Origin of the sequence: Pseudoalteromonas umbrosa, assembly GCF_030125375.1 — a bacterium.
Classification (GTDB): Bacteria; Pseudomonadota; Gammaproteobacteria; order Enterobacterales; family Alteromonadaceae; genus Pseudoalteromonas; species Pseudoalteromonas umbrosa.
Window position 1 is genome coordinate 16497 of the sequence record NZ_JASJUU010000002.1, and the last position, 18252, is coordinate 34748.

At 41.5% G+C, this 18252-nt stretch carries 17 protein-coding genes and 1 tRNA gene; 6 read left to right on the top strand and 12 right to left on the bottom strand.

All coding sequences use genetic code 11. The annotated features are described in order from the left end of the window. Positions 1–14: 14 nt before the first annotated feature. From rpsO to QNM16_RS07340, 7 genes are all read right to left on the bottom strand, one after another. A complete protein-coding gene (gene rpsO / locus QNM16_RS07310) occupies positions 15–284 on the bottom strand; it encodes a 30S ribosomal protein S15 (protein WP_036975065.1) in 270 nt (89 codons plus the stop codon). A gap of 103 nt (positions 285–387) precedes the next feature. Beyond that, the gene (gene truB, locus QNM16_RS07315) at positions 388–1323 is read right to left on the bottom strand and encodes a tRNA pseudouridine(55) synthase TruB (protein WP_284019907.1); all 936 of its coding nucleotides are present in this window, start codon (positions 1321–1323) and stop codon (positions 388–390) included. After that, positions 1323–1727, bottom strand: a complete 405-nt coding sequence (gene rbfA / locus QNM16_RS07320) for a 30S ribosome-binding factor RbfA (protein WP_046356591.1) — start codon at positions 1725–1727, stop codon at positions 1323–1325. The genes truB and rbfA overlap by 1 nt, the downstream gene beginning before the upstream one ends. Before the next feature lie 106 nt (positions 1728–1833). Further along, complete coding sequence (gene infB / locus QNM16_RS07325) at positions 1834–4512, bottom strand: translation initiation factor IF-2 (protein WP_284019908.1); 2679 nt, start codon at positions 4510–4512, stop codon at positions 1834–1836. A 26-nt stretch (positions 4513–4538) separates the two neighbouring features. Further along, positions 4539–6038 (bottom strand): transcription termination factor NusA, encoded by a 1500-nt coding sequence (gene nusA / locus QNM16_RS07330; protein ID WP_063361757.1) that lies wholly within the window; start codon positions 6036–6038, stop codon positions 4539–4541. A gap of 39 nt (positions 6039–6077) precedes the next feature. Further along, positions 6078–6533 carry a ribosome maturation factor RimP gene (gene rimP, locus QNM16_RS07335; RefSeq protein WP_039611540.1) on the bottom strand — a complete coding sequence of 152 codons (456 nt, stop codon included), beginning with the start codon at positions 6531–6533 and terminating at the stop codon, positions 6078–6080. Positions 6534–6794: 261 nt separating this feature from the next. Next, positions 6795–6871, bottom strand: a tRNA-Met gene (locus tag QNM16_RS07340). A 204-nt stretch (positions 6872–7075) separates the two neighbouring features. Here QNM16_RS07340 and QNM16_RS07345 point away from each other — a divergent pair. The 3 genes from QNM16_RS07345 (at position 7076) to QNM16_RS07355 (ending at position 9151) form a co-directional block, all read left to right on the top strand. After that, the gene (locus QNM16_RS07345; protein WP_284019909.1) at positions 7076–7861 is read left to right on the top strand and encodes a delta-class carbonic anhydrase; all 786 of its coding nucleotides are present in this window, start codon (positions 7076–7078) and stop codon (positions 7859–7861) included. 243 nt (positions 7862–8104) lie between these two features. Then, positions 8105–8578 (top strand): globin, encoded by a 474-nt coding sequence (locus tag QNM16_RS07350; RefSeq protein ID WP_284019910.1) that lies wholly within the window; start codon positions 8105–8107, stop codon positions 8576–8578. Between the two features lie 66 nt (positions 8579–8644). After that, positions 8645–9151: a hypothetical protein gene (locus tag QNM16_RS07355; RefSeq protein ID WP_284019911.1), complete on the top strand. Its 507-nt coding sequence runs from the start codon at positions 8645–8647 to the stop codon at positions 9149–9151. 44 nt (positions 9152–9195) lie between these two features. On the opposite strand, the gene QNM16_RS07360 is transcribed toward QNM16_RS07355, so the two are convergent. From QNM16_RS07360 to dapE, 3 genes are all read right to left on the bottom strand, one after another. Continuing rightward, the gene (locus tag QNM16_RS07360) at positions 9196–9588 is read right to left on the bottom strand and encodes a DUF3019 domain-containing protein (RefSeq protein WP_284019912.1); all 393 of its coding nucleotides are present in this window, start codon (positions 9586–9588) and stop codon (positions 9196–9198) included. Further along, complete coding sequence (locus QNM16_RS07365) at positions 9578–10399, bottom strand: MipA/OmpV family protein (protein WP_284019913.1); 822 nt, start codon at positions 10397–10399, stop codon at positions 9578–9580. Before QNM16_RS07365 ends, QNM16_RS07360 begins: the two co-directional genes overlap by 11 nt. Before the next feature lie 476 nt (positions 10400–10875). Beyond that, the gene (gene dapE / locus QNM16_RS07370; protein ID WP_284019914.1) at positions 10876–12045 is read right to left on the bottom strand and encodes a succinyl-diaminopimelate desuccinylase; all 1170 of its coding nucleotides are present in this window, start codon (positions 12043–12045) and stop codon (positions 10876–10878) included. 300 nt (positions 12046–12345) lie between these two features. Here dapE and QNM16_RS07375 point away from each other — a divergent pair, with 300 nt between their 5' ends. Then, complete coding sequence (locus QNM16_RS07375; RefSeq protein ID WP_417709514.1) at positions 12346–12996, top strand: OmpW/AlkL family protein; 651 nt, start codon at positions 12346–12348, stop codon at positions 12994–12996. A gap of 31 nt (positions 12997–13027) precedes the next feature. Here the strand turns inward: QNM16_RS07375 and QNM16_RS07380 are convergent, their stop codons facing one another. Continuing rightward, positions 13028–13567 carry a thioesterase family protein gene (locus tag QNM16_RS07380; RefSeq protein WP_284019916.1) on the bottom strand — a complete coding sequence of 180 codons (540 nt, stop codon included), beginning with the start codon at positions 13565–13567 and terminating at the stop codon, positions 13028–13030. A gap of 165 nt (positions 13568–13732) precedes the next feature. Here QNM16_RS07380 and QNM16_RS07385 point away from each other — a divergent pair, with 165 nt between their 5' ends. Further along, positions 13733–14227, top strand: coding sequence for a hypothetical protein (locus QNM16_RS07385; protein ID WP_284019917.1), 495 nt, complete (start codon positions 13733–13735; stop codon positions 14225–14227). Between the two features lie 18 nt (positions 14228–14245). On the opposite strand, the gene tyrR is transcribed toward QNM16_RS07385, so the two are convergent. Further along, the gene (gene tyrR, locus QNM16_RS07390; protein ID WP_063361768.1) at positions 14246–15802 is read right to left on the bottom strand and encodes a transcriptional regulator TyrR; all 1557 of its coding nucleotides are present in this window, start codon (positions 15800–15802) and stop codon (positions 14246–14248) included. Positions 15803–16042: 240 nt separating this feature from the next. Here tyrR and QNM16_RS07395 point away from each other — a divergent pair, with 240 nt between their 5' ends. Then, positions 16043–18250 (top strand): CapA family protein, encoded by a 2208-nt coding sequence (locus QNM16_RS07395; RefSeq protein ID WP_284019918.1) that lies wholly within the window; start codon positions 16043–16045, stop codon positions 18248–18250. The last annotated feature ends 2 nt before the right edge of the window (positions 18251–18252 follow it).

Sequence of the window (18252 nt, forward strand, 5' to 3'; positions counted from 1 at the left end):
AATTCATCAAATTCTTAGCGACGTAGGCCAAGCTCTTTGATCAACGCAGCGTAACGCTCAACGTTCTTACCTTTAAGGTAGTCAAGAAGGTTACGACGTTGGCTAACTTTACGTAGTAGACCACGACGAGAGTGGAAGTCGTGTTTGTGGTCAGCAAAGTGGCCTTGTAGTTTGTTGATATCAGCAGTTAGAAGTGCAACTTGAACTTCTGGAGAACCAGTGTCGCCTTCTGCACGTGCGAATTTTGCTACGATTTCTGCTTTTTCTTTGTTGCTTAGTGACATAATAAACTCCAATTTAAATAAATTTAATGCTTCAGCCGATCACTAATTCAGCCAAAGCGACAAAGCGGCGGCATTGTATCAGTAATTGATGCCGCTGACAAAGCTATTGTGCGCTAGATAGAGCTCTTTTTGCTTTTAGGTGGCCATGCTTGTTACGCTCACCAATACCGATGAACGTATCTTCAGCCATTACCTTTATAACGCCTTCAGGTACTTCACCTACCACCACGGTTTGTCCATGGCTAAAAGCAACGCCTTGCTCTTTAGTTAAAATAATCGTGGGTAAGTCGACAAGAGCGGTGTCCATCGGAAGCAGTAGCTCATCAATGTATGTTGATGGCTCAACACCATCAGCTTTAGCCTGTTGTAACTTTTCTTCTAACGTTTCAATAGTAATCATCTTATCTGCTGGGTAGTGACCAACACCACTGCGATGAAGCATGACCACATGTGCGCCACAGCCCAGCTTTTCACCTAAATCGTCAACAATAGTACGAATGTAGGTACCTTTTGAAACGTGTACAGTCATTTGGATCTGTTGACTGTCCGCATCGTATTCATCAAGCGTGATACTATATACGTTTATTTTTCGACATTTACGCGGTACTTCAATGCCTTCACGTGCATACTTGTATAAAGGCTGGCCTTGATATTTAAGCGCAGAATACATTGAAGGGTATTGATCAGACTCACCTAAAAAGCTGGCAACTTCCTGCTCTAATTGCTGTTGCGTAATTTCCACAGAGCGTGTTTCAACGATTTCACCATCCGAGTCTGACGTCGTTGTGCGTTCACCTAATTGTGCACGCACAACATAAGTTTTATCAGTGTCCAATAGAAACTGCGTAAATTTTGTTGCTTCACCAAAACAGATTGGCAGCATACCTGTTGCAAGCGGATCTAACGCACCAGTGTGACCCGCTTTTTGTGCAAAGTAGATACCTTTAGCTTGTTGCAAAGCTTTGTTAGATGAGATCCCTTGTGGCTTGTGTAAAAGTACAATGCCATCAACCGGGCGACCTTTACTACGACGGGCCATTACTCTTCACCACCTTCAACTGAATCCGTATCTTCACCGCGCTTTTCTTTATCAGTGCGGATCACTTCATCAACCAAGTTAGAAATACGCATACCTTCCATTAATGAGTTATCAAGTACAAATCGTAACTCTGGCATGATACGCGCGCGGATACGTTTGCCAAGCAATGAACGGATATAGCCCGTTGCATCATTCAAAATTGCTAGGTTTTGTTTTGTATCCTCATCGCTTTTACTGTTTAAAACAGTTACAAAGATTTTTGCGTAAGATAAATCACGAGATACTTCAACTGCCGATACAGTCACCATACCTAATCTTGGATCTTTAATTTCTCGTTGCAAAATAACAGCAATTTCTTTTTGAATTTGCTGTGCAACGCGATCCGTACGAGAAAATTCTCTCATTGTCACCACTTATATAAACTATTGATTTTTATATTATAAAAATCCAAAAAACACAAACACAAATGGGGGCGAATGCCCCCATTTCAAGGTTTAAACCCTGTGAGAATTACAGTGAACGCTGTACTTCAACAGTTTCGAATACCTCAATTTGATCGCCAACTTTAACGTCGTTGTAGTTCTTAACGCCGATACCACATTCCATACCGTTACGAACTTCTTGTACATCATCTTTAAAGCGACGAAGCGACTCAAGTTCACCTTCGTAGATAACCACGTTTTCACGTAGTACACGAATTGGAGCGCTACGCTTAACGATACCTTCAGTTACCATACAACCAGCAACAGCACCAATCTTAGGCGACTTGAACACATCACGTACTTCAGCAAGACCAATGATCTCTTGCTTGAACTCAGGCGCAAGCATACCAGCCATTGCGTGTTTCACTTCTTCGATCAGGTCGTAAATAACGCTGTAGTAACGAAGGTCAAGGTTTTCAGCTTCAATCACTTTACGTGCAGATGCATCCGCACGTACGTTGAAACCAACGATGATAGCATTTGACGCCGCTGCAAGTGTTGCATCAGTTTCAGTGATACCACCTACACCGCTACCGACAATCTTCACTTTAACTTCGTCTGTAGACAATTTAGTTAGTGAATCAGAAATAGCTTCGATTGAACCTTGAACGTCTGCTTTAAGTACAACGTTAACTTCAGAAATATCGCCATCAGTCATGTTAGTGAACATGTTTTCAAGCTTAGCTTTCTGCTGACGTGCAAGCTTCACTTCACGGAACTTGCCTTGACGATATAGAGCAACTTCACGTGCTTTACGCTCGTCTTTAACAACCGTTGCTTCATCACCCGCTGCAGGTACACCTGAAAGACCTAAAATCTCTACAGGGATTGAAGGACCAGCTTGTGAAATTTCTTTACCGTTTTCGTCTCTCATCGCACGAACACGACCGTACTCAAGACCACAAAGTACAATGTTACCTTGCTCTAGCGTACCGCCTTGTACAAGTACAGTAGCAACTGGACCACGACCTTTATCTAGACGAGATTCAATAACGACACCTTGTGCCATACCTTCTTGAGGCGCAGTCAGCTCTAATAGCTCAGCTTGCATCAAGATAGCTTCAAGTAAGTCGTCAATACCTAGACCTGTTTTCGCTGAGATATGAACAAACTGCGTGTCACCACCCCACTCTTCTGGAATAACATCCAATTGAGCAAGCTCGTTTTTAACGCGATCTGGGTCGATGCCCTCTTTATCCATTTTGTTTACAGCGATGATAAGCGGTACTTCAGCAGCTTTTGCGTGCTGTACAGCTTCTTTAGTCTGAGGCATTACACCATCATCAGCAGCTACAACTAGAACAACGATATCCGTTGCTTTTGCACCACGTGCACGCATTGATGTAAACGCCGCGTGACCCGGAGTATCTAGGAACGTGATCATGTTACCATCAGTTTCAACATGGTATGCACCAATGTGCTGAGTGATACCACCGGCTTCACCGTCTGCTACTTTCGCTTTACGAATATAGTCTAGAGTTGACGTCTTACCGTGGTCAACGTGACCCATAACAGTAACAACCGGTGCACGTGGACCAACACTCTCGTTGTCACTGCGATCGTTTAATACTTTCTCTTCAAGTTCATTCTCTTTAACAAGAACAACTTTATGACCCATTTCCTCTGCAACATACTGTGCAGTTTCTTGGTCAATCACCTGGTTAATTGTTACCATTTCACCAAGCTTCATCAGTGTTTTTACAACCTCAGCACCTTTCACAGCCATGCGTGATGCAAGCTCAGATACTGTAATTGTTTCACTAATGCGAACTTCTTGTTTAACTTCTGCCGCTGGCTTTTGGAAACCGTGCTGTAGAGAAGTAGGCGCTTTTAGCTTGCCTTTTTTACCACGTGACTGTGCGTTAGATTCACCTTTCGCCTGTGGCTTTTTCTTTTTCTTACGACGTGCACTTTTCTCTTCACGTGCGTCAGATTCATCTTCTGCTTCACGTGCATATGTAGAAGTCGTCATATGGTGATCTGCAGAAGCTTCGCGTTTTTTGCGCTCTTCTTCTTCAGCTTTCCAACGTGCTTCATTCTCTTCCGCTAGACGACGAGCTTCTTCTGCTTGACGTTTTGCTTCTTCTTCAGCCTTTTTCACAGCTGCTGCTTCTGCTTCTGTACGAAGACGTTCTGCTTCGATTTTCTCTTGCTCTTGTTGGGCGCTATCCACTTCTTTACTCTGCTGTTCTTTCGCTTGACGTTCTGCTTCTGCTTTACGTTTGGCTTCTTCTTTAGCTTTGCGCTCAGCTTCCTCTTTGGCTTTTCGCTCTGCCTCCTGTTGGGCGTTGCGTTCAGCTTCTTCTTTCGCTTGTTGCTCAGCTTCTTGTTGAGCTTTCAATTCTGCTTCTTTGCGCGCAGCTTCCTCTGCAGCTAAGCGTTCTTGCTCTTTTTGCTGCTCGATTGCGCTCTTTTTAACGTAAGTGCGCTTTTTACGTACTTCTACCTGAACCGATTTAGCTTTACCAGTAGAACCAGTAACACTTAAGGTACTCTTGCTTTTACGCTGAAGAGTCATGCGCTCAGGACCATCTGAACCTGTGCCACCATGTTGCTTACTCAAGTGGTCAAGTAACTTGGCTTTTTCAGATTCACTTACCTGATCGCCTTTGGCTTTGGTGATCCCTGCATCTGTTAACTGCTGTAGTAATTTATCGACAGTTGTACCAATGTTCTCGGCTAGTTTTTCTATGCTCACTTCTGCCATGCTATGCGTTACCTCCCGTTAATAAACTACTCTTCACTAAACCAGCAAATATTACGTGCAGCCATAATAAAGTCGCCCGCTTGCTGTTCAGATAATTCAGTGATCTCAACTAATTCGTCGATACCCTGTTCTGCTAAATCTTCTAGGGTGATAACGCCTTTGCTCGCCATCACAAATGCTAAGTGACGATCTAAACCTTCTAAGTCTAGTAGGTCTTGAGCAGGTTCAGCACCTTCTAAAGACTCTTCATCACGAAGTGCTTTCGTTGTTAAAGCATCTTTTGCACGTTTACGTAACTCTTCAACTGTGTCTTCGTCTAGCCCCTGAATTTCAAGGAACTCAGCTACTGGCACATATGCCACTTCTTCAAGCGTAGAGAAACCTTCGTTGATTAAAAACTCTGCAAAGTCATCATCAATATCTAGGTTATCAGTAAATAGGCTTATCAGTTTATCAGATTCTTCAGCGTTTTTACGCTCCATATCTTCAACTGTCATTACGTTCAGTTCCCAACCAGTTAACTGGCTAGCAAGTCGAACGTTTTGCCCGTTACGACCAATCGCTTGCGCAAGGTTATCTGCTTCAACAGCGATTTCCATTGTACGTGTATCTTCATCCATCACAATTGATGCAACTTCTGCTGGAGCCATTGCATTAATTACGAACTGAGCTGGATTGTCGTCATATAGTACTATATCAACGCGCTCTCCGCCTAGCTCTGTAGAAACAGCTTGTACACGTGCACCACGCATACCTACACATGCGCCTACAGGGTCAATACGCTTGTCATTTGATTTAACCGCAATTTTTGCACGTGAACCAGGATCACGAGCTGCACCTTTGAGCTCGATCATCTCTTCACCAATCTCTGGCACCTCAATGCGGAATAATTCCATCAGCATCTCAGGCTTAGAACGAGTAACAAATAATTGCGCGCCGCGCGCTTCAGGCTTCACTTCATACAATAGACCACGAACACGGTCACCAGGACGGAAGCTTTCACGTGGCAGCATATCTTCGCGATAAATAACCGCTTCAGCATTGTTACCCAGATCAATTACAACTGTATCACGAGACGCTTTCTTAACCACGCCAGTAACGAGTTCACCTTTTTGATCTTTGTATGCATCAACGACTAACGCACGTTCAGCTTCACGTACTTTTTGTACGATCACTTGCTTTGCCATTTGAGTTGTAATGCGGTCAAATTGAATAGATTCAATTTGCTCTTCAACATAGTCACCCAATTGTAACTCTGGCTCTTCTACTTGCGCAGCTTCAATGGTAATTTCAGAATACGGATTTTCTAATGAACCATCTTCTAGCGGCTCTGCCACCTGCCAGCGACGGAATGTATCATATTCACCCGTTTTTCTATCAATAGAAACACGTACTTCAATTTCACCGTCATGTTTTTTCTTTGTTGCAGTCGCCAGTGCGAACTCTAACGCCTCAAAAATTTTCTCTCTTGGGACTGCTTTTTCGTTGGATACAGCTTCTGCAACCAACAAGATCTCTTTTGCCATAGGTTTTGCCTCGCTTGCCCTGGTCCTTCGCACTTAATCTTAAAATTTGGCGATAATATTAGCTCTTTCGACGTTACTAAGCATAATGTGATGCTCTTGTCCGTCGACAGTTAGCGTAATCATATCGCCTTTAACTGCTACTAGGTCGCCTTTAAAGTTGCGACGACCATCTTGTGGAAGTTTAGTGCGCAAACGCACCTCTTCACCTTGCGCGTCCTCATAATGAGCTTGTTTGAATAATGGTCTATCCACACCCGGTGAAGACACTTCTAAGTTATATTCATTTGTAATGGGATCTTCTACATCCATAATCGCGCTAATTTGGCGACTTACTTCTGCACAATCGTCAACATTAATGCCATTCTCATGTTCAATGTACACTCTCAGTGTAGAATGACGACCCGCTTGCACAAACTCTAGACCGAGAAGCTCAAAACCACACGCTTCAACTGCGGGCTCTAGCATTACGGTTAAATCTTGCTCGAGTTTTGACACAAATTACCTCCATACAAACAAAAAAAGGGCTCATGGCCCCATCAATTCAGCTGCATGTTCTTGGGCCTATATTGCTAATATCTAGCACCAGACACAACAACGCCCCGAACCAAGCGGGGCGTCACACCAAAAACAAACTGTGTGGCCAAAGGCCGTGCTTGGTTGCGGGCTGTACCAGCCTAAATTAAGCTTGCGCTTAAACGCAAAACGCGCATTACCATGAATGCGCGACCGTTAAGAAATATCTAAACTTCTTAAAATTGGTTGCGGGAGCCGGATTTGAACCGACGACCTTCGGGTTATGAGCCCGACGAGCTACCAGGCTGCTCCATCCCGCGTCCACATGCAGCATTAAGCTGCTCAATTGGCGTGTATTATAGAGATTGTTCCATTAATACGCAACCACTAACTAGATAAATTAGCTCGCAGTTCTAATACTGCCCAATTACCGATTAGTTCTTTAACAATCATTAACATACAGCGCTTGTACCTATTTTAGTTTTCTCTATACTTCACATTTCTTACAATTAGGAGACAATAAAATGAATAAAAGGTCATTTCAGGCAACAATCGCTGCACTCTCGACTTTAATTTTTAGTGGTGTCGCCACAGCAAACTCATGTGCAAAAGCTGGCCCGCAAACTCCACGCGACATTGATAACCTAGCAGGTGAAAATAAACGCATCTTCAGTCTCGCTCCTCCTTCATCACAAATGAATCTGTGTAATATCCACTTTCACAAAAATGCAGAACACAAAGCAAAAGACTTTTCAGTATTTGCTGGCGATGGAAAATACGGCGGTTATCAGTGTAATGCAACCTCAAGCCTTACACCCGCTGAACTAAAAGCGCCAAAAGGCAAAGTATGTAAAAACGTCAAACCCGGCGACACTATTGAAGTACATTGGGTGCATAGCTCATGTGATGTCAAACCTGGCAAAGGATTAGGTTCATGCCTTAATGAGCAATGTGCAAACCCAGATCTACGTGTAGAAACGCAAGTGTTCTTGGTCGTAAACGATGAAAATGCGCTTGATTTTAATGATTTAAGCTATGACGGAAATATCGTTAATGGCTATCACCAGCCAAAGCATATCCCAAATACAACGGGTAAGCCGGTCGAATTTTTAGGCTCGACAACTGGCCCAAGCTACAACGACAAGCAATGCTCTCCTCTGCAAGTGACTTGGAGCGTACGCCCAGCTTGTGCCAAAGTTGACATCAATAGTTTGGCTGATTGGTGTGAAGATAACGTCTTTGAAGAAGATCATGCACACGGTGTAAGACAACTAGTTACCGACCCTAAACTATTGTCTCCAATCAAGTAAAACTAGAAATCAATGCAGAAATGGAGTGTTTTCATTTCTGCATTATTGATAAATAAGTTTGCAATCATAAAAATCTCATGGCTATACTTAGTCAAAGTGCGTTTTTTAAACAGTATAAAACACGCATCCTGAGTAATTACCCAAGTTTAATTTGTTTTGTTAGTTGTATCAGTTGAGTGATGGCAAAGCAGATTTGATTAAAAACTTGAGCATGGATCCGCTCTAATCGTAATTGGAGCGATTATGAGTATTTCACCCTATCAATATCAACTGTTAAGCCAGTCGTTTGCGACTATCAAGCCTAATTTTCACTGCTTTTGTGTCAGCTTTAATCACCGCCTTAAAATGCATCCTATGTCGATGGTGATACCAAACGCCGAATCACAAATTTTGACAATCGAATATCAGTTACGAGCTTTTATCCAACAAAGCTTGATCAGAATGGCAAATCAAAAAGAACTATGCCGATATATCACAGACAATATCGCCACAATAAAGTCACTGCGACCTTCCGCATGTGATATCAGAATTTTGTGTAACTGCTTTTTAGATACCCTTAAAGTACACCTTGGTAAGCAATTCACACTCGCAGTCAGAAATGCTTGGAAACGCGCTTTGCATATCGTTGCAAATGTGCTTAAGGCGGAGCTATTTGGTATGTCAAATATTGTTTACTTAGATCAAATTAGGCAACAAAAGCAAATCGGTCATTCCTGAAGTTATGATGACAATCAAAGCATGAATGAGTAGACTGGACCTGAATTAGGTTAATTAGGTGAGTTTATGAAACGTATCGCTGTTTTAATGGGTTTGAGTGTATTTTTTACCACTGGATGTGATGTATTTGAAAACTCTAAAGCCCAAATAGAAGCGCAGTATTTGTCTGAAAACCAAGAGCTTCAAGCGGTTATCGAGCAGATCCGAGAACAAGGGCTCGAAGCTATGGCACAAAGCGCACAAGCAGGTACTATGGCCAGTTGTGTTGCGAGCAAACTTGACGGTGACCCGATGGGTGCATTAGTTGAAGTAGAAGGTGCACTGCAAGATGGCGCAAGTGTCGCGGAATTAGCAAATTCAATAGCCAGTTTAACAGAACAAGAGATCAGTTTGGACAGCATACCTGAGTTGTTAAAAGCTGGCGCTGAAACGGTGACCTATCTGAAAGCTTTATTGCAAACTTATGACTTAGCTGAGTTACAAACACAGTTCGCAACGCTACTAGAACAAGGTCAAACAAAAACTGAAGATATCGGCACCCACTTACGTAGATTGATTGAACAGTGTAATTAAGGAAAACAGTGGTCATGCATAATACATGACCACTATTCATTAGATTAGAAAAGACGCCAACGCCTTTTTTTAGTACGTACCTTGTGAACCCAGTTAACCTCGATTGTAGTTACAGCTAATACATCTCTATGTGTTTTGGCAATTAGTTCATAACTTACGCTCTCGACAGAGCCAAAATTCAATGTATATGTGAAGCTGTCGGTGTTAGCCCAACATTGTAAAATGCGTTTAGATTCACTTTCTCTAAGGCAATAGTCCCCTGCAGTTGGTGCTGATATGTCAAATATAACATCAGCATAGCAGGTACGTCCTTGGTTCAGCGCAACACATTTAGTAGGTGATGCATTTAATATCCCTTTACGAGTTTCGCTAGCCATTGACTTATGTGGCAATGCTATAAACGAAACCATAATTACCCAAGCAAATCTAAAATACATACTTCACTCCAGTAAAAAATACTCGAGCATAGTTTGAATCAATCAGTGGACTACTTTTGACACCGCCTGAACCGACTAAAATTGAAGCGCCAGCACTATATACCCAATTTTGTGCGACAGGATAGTTAACTTGAGTTTGAACAAATGCGGTAGCGCCATCTCCAGCAGTAAAGCCGTACAAATAATCATTTACTTCTGAAGGCGATACACCATAAAAATAATTATTAAAATTTTGCGAGTAATAATTAGCACCAAAGTTCAACCAAAGATCCCAATTGCGCAATTCAAAGTTGCGCGTTGCTTCTATATGAAAAACCCAGCCATTAGAGTCACCGAAGACATCATAGACCAACTCAGCAACCGCCAAAAATTCTCCAACGTTTTGATAATAAGCAAGACCTATGGACTGATCGACTTTGCGACGATTAATCGTTTTTAGCTCTTCTACTTTATCATCTTCGTTTGAATAATAACCGGTATCAGAAAATGGTATTTGATAATTACCAAAAATCGCATCTAATCCCCAATCTTCCTCTTGTATCAACTGGTAGCCTAAATCAGAACCACCAAAAAAATCTCCTGAATGTGTATTCAAATAGAATTGCTTATATTGAATTTTGGCATCTACCAAAGGAGAGAGGGAAGAAAATTCATTTTTGGCGCCAATTAGCTTTGGTAGCTTAGTATTGACATAAAAAGCACCTATACTTAGCTGCCACTCCAAGTCATCTTCATCATACCAAGGCTCAGCATATACTTTACTTGCAATGGTCATACACATTACAAGAAGCACTGACGTTATTTTTTTCATTACTTATTATCTTTATTGCGCATTTGTGCCGAATTCAATTCCAGATCATACCTGAGCATTTCTCATACAACAAGTAAACATTAAACCAATTACGCCAAGCTCTTACGAAAATGTAATTGCCCCTCATATCAAGGTTTCACTAAATTGTGTATCAACTCAAAAAAACAATTTAGTCCAAAATTAAACTTCTTTTTAGAAACATTACAACAGTATTCTAATACGTAGAAAGCATATAATAGATAAAGCAACTTTACTTAAAAATTAGGTATGATTATTACTCAATTAAATATAGATAACCTGATAAATAATAAAATGGTGCTTACAACCTCTATAAGATGACTTAGTGCTCGTAATTTTAAAAAGCCCTAAATCAACAAAAAAAGAGCACAAGCAACGCGCCCTTTAACATTAACTATGTCTTAGTGATGAAATTGTCAAAATAAAGTTTTTTACTGACCTTTTAAACTGGCGCATCATTATTCACTTAAATAAGCATATAAAATCCGTTTATATATTTGCTCAATTGAGAGTAAATCAGCAATAGAAACATGTTCATTAACTTGATGGATTGAATCATTTTTGACCCCACACTCCACCACCTGAGTGTACTCATTGGCAAAAAAGCGGCCGTCTGATGTTCCTCCAGCAGTGCTCAGCGCAGGATATTGCCCAAGCTCTTCAGCAATTACATTTTCAATTAAAGATAAAAAGCAATTACTTTGCTTTTTACCAGTATAAAACGACTCGCAAGGGCGCTCCCAAGAAATATCAATATCAGCGTCAAAACAGTCCGCAAGCGCGGTTAGCTTGTGACAAATATCATTGCTTTTATAGCCATGACTATAACGTACATTAAACGTCACCTCGCATACTGCAGGAACCAAATTATCAACGATATTAGGCACTGTTATCCCTGTTACCTGAAGCGTCGTTTTAGAGCCAGGTTCATCCAAAGGCCAGTTTAAGTGAGATAACTGAGTAACCAACTCACCTGCTATATGCGCGGCATTGACTGCAAATTCAGGGTAGGCAACATGACCAGCTTTGCCATTTATAAGAAACCGGCCGGAAATTGCGCCTCGTCGCCCATTTTTTATGGTGTCCCCTACTAGTTTATGCGAAGTTGGCTCACCAACCAGGCAAGCATCCAACACCACACCTCTTTTCTTTAAATACTCAGCGATAAGGACAGAGCCATCAGTTGCTTCGCCTTCTTCATCTGATGTGATCAGCCAATAAAATGAACCATTCTTTTTAGTGCTTGATAGACAAAAATCTATGGTTGCATTGAGCATGGCAGCCACCGAGCCCTTCATATCTGCAGCGCCTCGACCGTAAATAATATCATCTACAATCTCAGCCGAAAACGGGTCGACAACCCAGCCTTCAGGCGTAGCCGGGACAACATCCACATGTCCAGAATATGCAAAAACAGGACCATCGCCAAAATGCTTACAGGCAATTAAATTTTTTACCCCGTTAGATTCAATCAGCTCAACCTCAAAATCACATTTTTGTAATTGCTTGTGCAACAATGCGATAGTCCCAGCGTCATCGGGCGTAATTGAACGAGCTCTAATCAAATGTTGTAATTTCTCTACAACTGAGGGGATAGTTTGAACATGTGGTTGAAGAGGTTGTGGCATGCTTCATCACCAAAAAACCATTTTCCTCCATTAAACGTGCTAAAGGTGTCCAATTTATGTCGACTAAATTGCACATTTATTACTAATAACTCACGCACAAAAGCGGCTCTTAAATTTCACAGCAGCAAAATACAGCAAATTTTCAATGCAAAAAGCTATAAAAACTTATTCCAAATCAAACTTTCAAATATTTCTGAAAGATGAAAAGTCAAATTTGATCTAGAACAGTTTTTTAATTACCGGAGCCTTTACTATGGAGCCATTAAAGAGAACCAACTGGTATAGGTTCAGGAGATGAAAATGAATAAACTAACAGCTGCTTTAATTTCAACTTTATTAGTGACTGCACCACTCGCTCACGCTCAATTTAGTGTTAACGTCGGTGCAATTCATGTCAATCCAATTGATACAGCATCAGCAATTAACGAAAATAGAGCATTAGGACTTTCAGCTGACTCAAATACACAACTAGGCATCACATTTGACTATCACTACAATGATAACATCGTATTTGAATTAGTCGCAGCAACGCCATTTTCTCATACTGTGCAAGGTGAAGGCGGTTTGGCTGGTAATGACATTACAAAAATTAAACACTTACCGCCGACACTTTTAGCGCAATACCACTTCTTTGACAAGAGTGCTAAATTACGTCCATTCATTGGTGCGGGTTTAAACTATACAGTCTTCTTCGATGAAGAACCGAGTGCGGCATTAAAGCAGACGCTAGGTACGGATGACGTAAAAGTAGACCTAGAGAGCTCATTTGGATTAGCGTTACAGCTAGGTTTGAATTATGAAATCAATGACAAGTGGGGCTTGCATGTGATGGTTTCGAAAATGGATATCGACACAGACGCAACCGTTTATGCAAATGGTAGCCAAGCGCTTACTTCTGATGTTGAAATTGACCCATTTGTAGCAATGATTGGTGCTAAATACAAGTTCTAATACATAAAATAGATTTCTCAATCTTGGCCACTTATGTGGCCTTTTTATTGTTCGCTTTTTTCTGTTCCAGCATTTCTTTCCAATGCACAATTTCGCTGGGCAGCTCAGGCTGGTCCCCTTTAAACTCCGCCAGCTCTAATAAATCTTCAACCGCAACGATACCTTTTCGGCTTTTAAATACGCCTCTGACGTAGGCAATAGCATGTAAGCCTCGTTCAGAATGAAATTTTTGCTCTATATAAAAATACTTATGATCCCAACCTACCACACGCGTCGTCACTGAAAACTTTTGCATAGGTTTAATGTCGCGAATATAAGTGATCGCTGTTGCATTTACGATAGGAAACCATTTTCTTTTGAGGATTTTATTGAGCAAGCCTAATCGCTCTGTCATCCAAGTCCTGGCAATGTCCATCATTGCTAAATAACGCGAATTTGTTAGATGTAAATTGATATCACAGTCCGTTGGCAATGCTCTAAAGTCAATGCTTGTTGGCTCCAACATCCCTTCATAATTTTTATTTTGTCTAATTTTCCAAAACAGAAGCAATAAGCGAAAGTATAAATTCATGTTCCAATTGGTCTAACCAGTAATTTGTCTTGCCAGTGTATCATAGCCTTTAATTGCAACAAGCGTGTTCAGTTATATATTTAATGACTTGTTAAATTTTGAGCAACTTGCTTTATGTTATAAACTGAATTAAGTTTTCTTTATCTTCAAGATAAGTGTTTATTTATGAATAATATATTCAAACTTGGCTTATTCATCACAGCGCTGAGTTTCAGTGATCATGTACTTGCTAACTTTGACTTGTCCGGGAAAGGGGTTGTTACTTACCCAACAGGTATCACAAAAGATTTTGACTTTGGTTTTGGCTGGCAAGCATCAGACAAAAAATTCCGAATTGGCAAAAAAGCCTATTCAATGTCTCAGCTTCCTGAGTCTTACTCTATTGCTTTAACCTTAAGTAAAGACGATTCTCGAGTTTGGATTCAAGAATTTAACGCTGGCTATATTGAAGCTTTTCAATGGCAAATTGGTAAAAATAAACTAGAGCTAGCAAAGAAGGAATTTAAAAACCCAGTGAAAGGGAATTATGTGCTGACACTCAATAATGTTGATTACTTTTTGAGTAGAAATAACGTCAGTATTGACGTGCATTTTGATGATTCTGGCGTCAAGCATGTTCGCTTGGAAGGAGTTACTAGAAGCATGGGCACCAAGAAATAGGCGCCCAAATAAAATACACTAGACCTTAACAGTTTTTCTATTAATACCATATTCGCGCAGCTTGTTTGCTACCGCTGTATGGCTCAGACCTAAACGCTTAGCTAACTGTCTGGAGCTAGGGTAAGCAGGATAAAGCTTTCTTAATAACGTTGCTTCAAAACGTTTAACGGCTTGCTCAAGCGTGCCTTCAAAGTCCGATTCCAAATAACCTAAGTCATGTGTAAAGGTTGGCAATTGCATATTTTCAATACGTAGCTCTTTATCATCGAGTAAGGACACTGCGCGATAGATAGCGTTTTCAAGTTGGCGTACGTTACCTGGCCATGGATATTGCTCTAAAAACTCAAGGCACTCAGGATGTAAAGAAGGAACCGCTTGGCCATTTTGCTGTGCATATTTTTGGATAAAATGCTCTGCCAATGGCTTAACATCTGCTTTGCGATCTCTCAAAGGTGCTATTTCTAAGGTTAGAACATTGATGCGATAGTAGAGATCTTCTCTAAACCCGCCTTCTTGTACCATTGCTGGCAAGTCTTTTTGAGTAGCGGCTATTATGCGAACATTAACTTTAACTTCGTTTTCGTCGCCTACCTTTCTAAACGTACCATCTTGTAAAAAACGCAGCAGCTTTGTCTGTAACTGCTCAGACATTTCACCAACTTCATCAAGAAACACGGTGCCGCCATCTGCTTGCTCTAAAACACCACGTTTTGACGGCACTTGCTCATCAAAGCTTGCGTAACCAAACAGTTCGGACTCAGCAACATCATCAGGCAATGACGCACAAGACAAAGCAATGAAAGGTTTTAACGAACGGTTTGATGCATAGTGACATGCTCTTGCTAGTAACTCTTTACCAGTTCCTGTCTCGCCGGTAATTAAGATAGGCGCCTCTAGCTGTGCCATCTTGCGCGCTTCACGTACAACACGTCGCATCGCTGTGCTTTGATTGTGAATCGTAGCAAAACTTTCTTGCCCGTAACGTCTAAACGCGCTTACTTGCTGGCCTAAACGGCTTTGAGACTTAATATTGATGACCGCACCTGCCAAAACATCTCCCTCAGTAGCCTGAGGCACAGAAATAGGAAGTATGTCTGCAATAAAATCTTCTCCAGCAACTTCTACACGTGTAGTCTGTCCCAATACTTCACTACCTTCCAACCAGCGCGTAAAGTTAAAACCTTTCAATAGCAAGTTGATACTGGTGCCAATCACTTCATCAAGTGATAAGTTTAAGTCTCTACATGCCGCATCATTACAATGCCTCACGCCACCTTTTGCATCAATAGAAATAACCCCGTCAGGCAATGCACTTAATAACGTATTGAGTTCATTATGCTCACGCTCAGAAGGCAAAAACGCCGTAGTGCGAACATCTTCAACACCATCAATTAATCGAATTTCAGGCATGATTTTCTGAAACTGTTCAAACTCAATGGGGGGAAAGCTCACATACATACGGCAATTAACCGAGTCAACTTCAATCCCCTTTAAATCAACTCGATAGTTAACCAATATATTGAGTATTTCTTGTGCAATACCAATACGGTCGGCGCAATGAATCTCTAAACGCATCTGTTCCTCAAAACGGTTTTTTACCTCTGGCCGGATCATACTCTAAGAATAGTCTTCAGCCTAGCAAATTGTAAACATTTTTGGACAGATATTTTCCAAGTCAAAATTAATAATAATGACCTATAATAAACACATGATATTTAAGATGTTTAATTCAGAAGAAATGATTGCAAGTCGTTCAGCACACACTTTATAATACTAAATAACTAAATAATGTTAATATAAATGGTGGGAGAGCCAATGAAAGCAAAAAAACTAGCTGTAGTTCTAACATCCATTTTTCTTAGCGCTTGCTCTGTTGAAGACCCTTATGAGACAGGACCAACCGAATCTCAGCAAGCTGAACAAACCGAGCAAGACAAACAGCAAAACGAATCGCTGCAGTGGCAAATCAACATTGCCGATACGTTTAATAATAATGTCATCGACGCGACAGTCGTTATTGCTGGCAATACCTATCAATCCAATAGCAGCGGTGTTATTGCTATACCTACTTTAAAACCCGGTAATTACAGTATTTCTGTTTTCAAAGAAGGCTTCGAGCCGTTACTCACCACAGTGCAGGTAACAAGTACCAATACACAGCTCAATTTGCGCTTAGTCGCCAAGCCCGAGGGAGCAATCACCTTATTTTTTGCCGGTGATACCATGTTTGGTAGACGCTATATGGACCCAAGTTTAACCACTATGGGCAATTCGGTACCAGATGTTGAAGGGGCACTTATTCGTGCTGGTTCTGCAGCCCAAAACGCCGTTGAAATTACTCGGTATTTAAAACCTTTAGTCGAGCATGCTGACTTTTCATCGGTTAATCTTGAAACCCCTATTCTAGATACTCCCACCAGTGTGCACCCAACCAAAGAATTTGCTTTTTTCTCCTTGCCGGAAACATTGCAAGGGCTCACAGAAATCGGTGTCGATTATGTCGCTTTGGGTAACAATCACGTTTATGACTATTTGCAGCCTGGCTTAGAAGATACCGTCAAGTATGTATCAGAGGCTGGCTTACTGTACAGTGGAGTAGGCAACAACAACACAGAAGCTTATGCCCCCCTAATTACCTCGGTAAAAGGGTTTTCACTTGGACTCGTTTCTGCAACATCCATTACTGGCGATGACAACCCCATTAATTATATTGCCGAGGAGCAAAAAGGCGGTGCAGCAGATCTCACCCAAAGCCAGCAAGCTACTTCGGCTGTAGAGCAAGCAATCGCACAAAGTGATTATGCCATAGCACAGCTACATGGCGGTGACGAATACTCGTATGCACCCACGCGTTATATCAGTAATCGATTTAATTTACTCAGTGAGCTAAAACCTGATTTACTGATTGCGCACCACCCTCACGTTGCACAAGGCTTCAGCCTGCAAAACGAAACCCCCGTGTTACTCGGATTAGGTAACTTTGTATTTGAACAGAATCGTATTGAAACATTACTCGGCGTCGCTGTAACATTGGAGGTGATGCCAAATGCAACCCCCAAAACCACACGCGCTCGGGCTTACCCTATTTACCTAGAAGACTATCAACCCAAATTAGTCACTGGTTTTTTAAGTGACTACCTAATGAGACGACTTGGTGAGTTCTCTCAAGGCGGTGTCTCAGTCATTCCTCGCACTGGTTATGCGGAAATCGATTTTTATAATAGCCGTGCGCCAAATCTTGTAAAAACTGCTCAAATATCACTCAGCGCGGGTCAGCATATTGTTGATTTAAGGGAGTTTGTACCGAGTAATGCCTTTTTGACTAAGGTATCATCTAGCGGTTCAGCATCACTAAAATTAGGCAGAGACTTGATGTTATTTGGTGACTTTGAAGATTGGGATAACGATGACACATTTGGTGAGGTTTCTCGTTGGGAAAATGACAGCGAAAATATCACCCCGTGCTTAACAGGCGCGCGCAGTGGCAAACAAGCCATGTGCCTAGTTCGTACCCAATTCGACAATAGGCCTTTACGTATGCCCTTTAAACATACGATTCGGACTATGCCCATTACCCCCAATGAATCTACATTGCTTGCATATCATGACATGAGCCTCTACGGATACAATAAAGGAATGAACGCTGGTGCATTGGATGTTGAACTCTCTATCACGACATCAGAAGACAACCTGCTCTTCTCAGAACAAACCATTCGCCTTGCTGAGCCTGGGGAATATAATTGGCGAAAGTTTGAATATAGCTTTTCACTACCTGATGATACAAATACGCTTGGACCTGAACAACTACCCGCTCGTGCAGTTAAATTAACCTTTATACATTCGCCGCCAGATGATGGCGAAGCAACGCTCATCTTAGATGATTTAGCCCTCATATCATGGCAAAAAGATATCTCGTTGTCCGATAACGTTTGGCAGAGCAACGCTATTCACGGGCTGGACTTTTTACGTGTCACGACACAACAGGACGTTACCTTATCTTTTGAGTTTTCAGCATTTGACTAGGT

Coding starts and splice junctions, on each gene's coding strand:
- nusA (WP_063361757.1), bottom strand. CDS start 6,038: ATGGCAAAAGAGATCTTGTTGGTTGCAGAAGCTGTATCCAACGAAAAA.
- QNM16_RS07395 (WP_284019918.1), top strand. CDS start 16,043: ATGAAAGCAAAAAAACTAGCTGTAGTTCTAACATCCATTTTTCTTAGC.
- QNM16_RS07350 (WP_284019910.1), top strand. CDS start 8,105: ATGAGTATTTCACCCTATCAATATCAACTGTTAAGCCAGTCGTTTGCG.
- QNM16_RS07385 (WP_284019917.1), top strand. CDS start 13,733: ATGAATAATATATTCAAACTTGGCTTATTCATCACAGCGCTGAGTTTC.
- QNM16_RS07345 (WP_284019909.1), top strand. CDS start 7,076: ATGAATAAAAGGTCATTTCAGGCAACAATCGCTGCACTCTCGACTTTA.
- QNM16_RS07360 (WP_284019912.1), bottom strand. CDS start 9,588: ATGTATTTTAGATTTGCTTGGGTAATTATGGTTTCGTTTATAGCATTG.
- infB (WP_284019908.1), bottom strand. CDS start 4,512: ATGGCAGAAGTGAGCATAGAAAAACTAGCCGAGAACATTGGTACAACT.
- QNM16_RS07365 (WP_284019913.1), bottom strand. CDS start 10,399: ATGAAAAAAATAACGTCAGTGCTTCTTGTAATGTGTATGACCATTGCA.
- dapE (WP_284019914.1), bottom strand. CDS start 12,045: ATGCCACAACCTCTTCAACCACATGTTCAAACTATCCCCTCAGTTGTA.
- rpsO (WP_036975065.1), bottom strand. CDS start 284: ATGTCACTAAGCAACAAAGAAAAAGCAGAAATCGTAGCAAAATTCGCA.
- truB (WP_284019907.1), bottom strand. CDS start 1,323: ATGGCCCGTCGTAGTAAAGGTCGCCCGGTTGATGGCATTGTACTTTTA.
- rbfA (WP_046356591.1), bottom strand. CDS start 1,727: ATGAGAGAATTTTCTCGTACGGATCGCGTTGCACAGCAAATTCAAAAA.
- QNM16_RS07355 (WP_284019911.1), top strand. CDS start 8,645: ATGAAACGTATCGCTGTTTTAATGGGTTTGAGTGTATTTTTTACCACT.
- QNM16_RS07375 (WP_417709514.1), top strand. CDS start 12,346: ATGAATAAACTAACAGCTGCTTTAATTTCAACTTTATTAGTGACTGCA.
- QNM16_RS07380 (WP_284019916.1), bottom strand. CDS start 13,567: ATGAATTTATACTTTCGCTTATTGCTTCTGTTTTGGAAAATTAGACAA.
- tyrR (WP_063361768.1), bottom strand. CDS start 15,802: ATGCGTTTAGAGATTCATTGCGCCGACCGTATTGGTATTGCACAAGAA.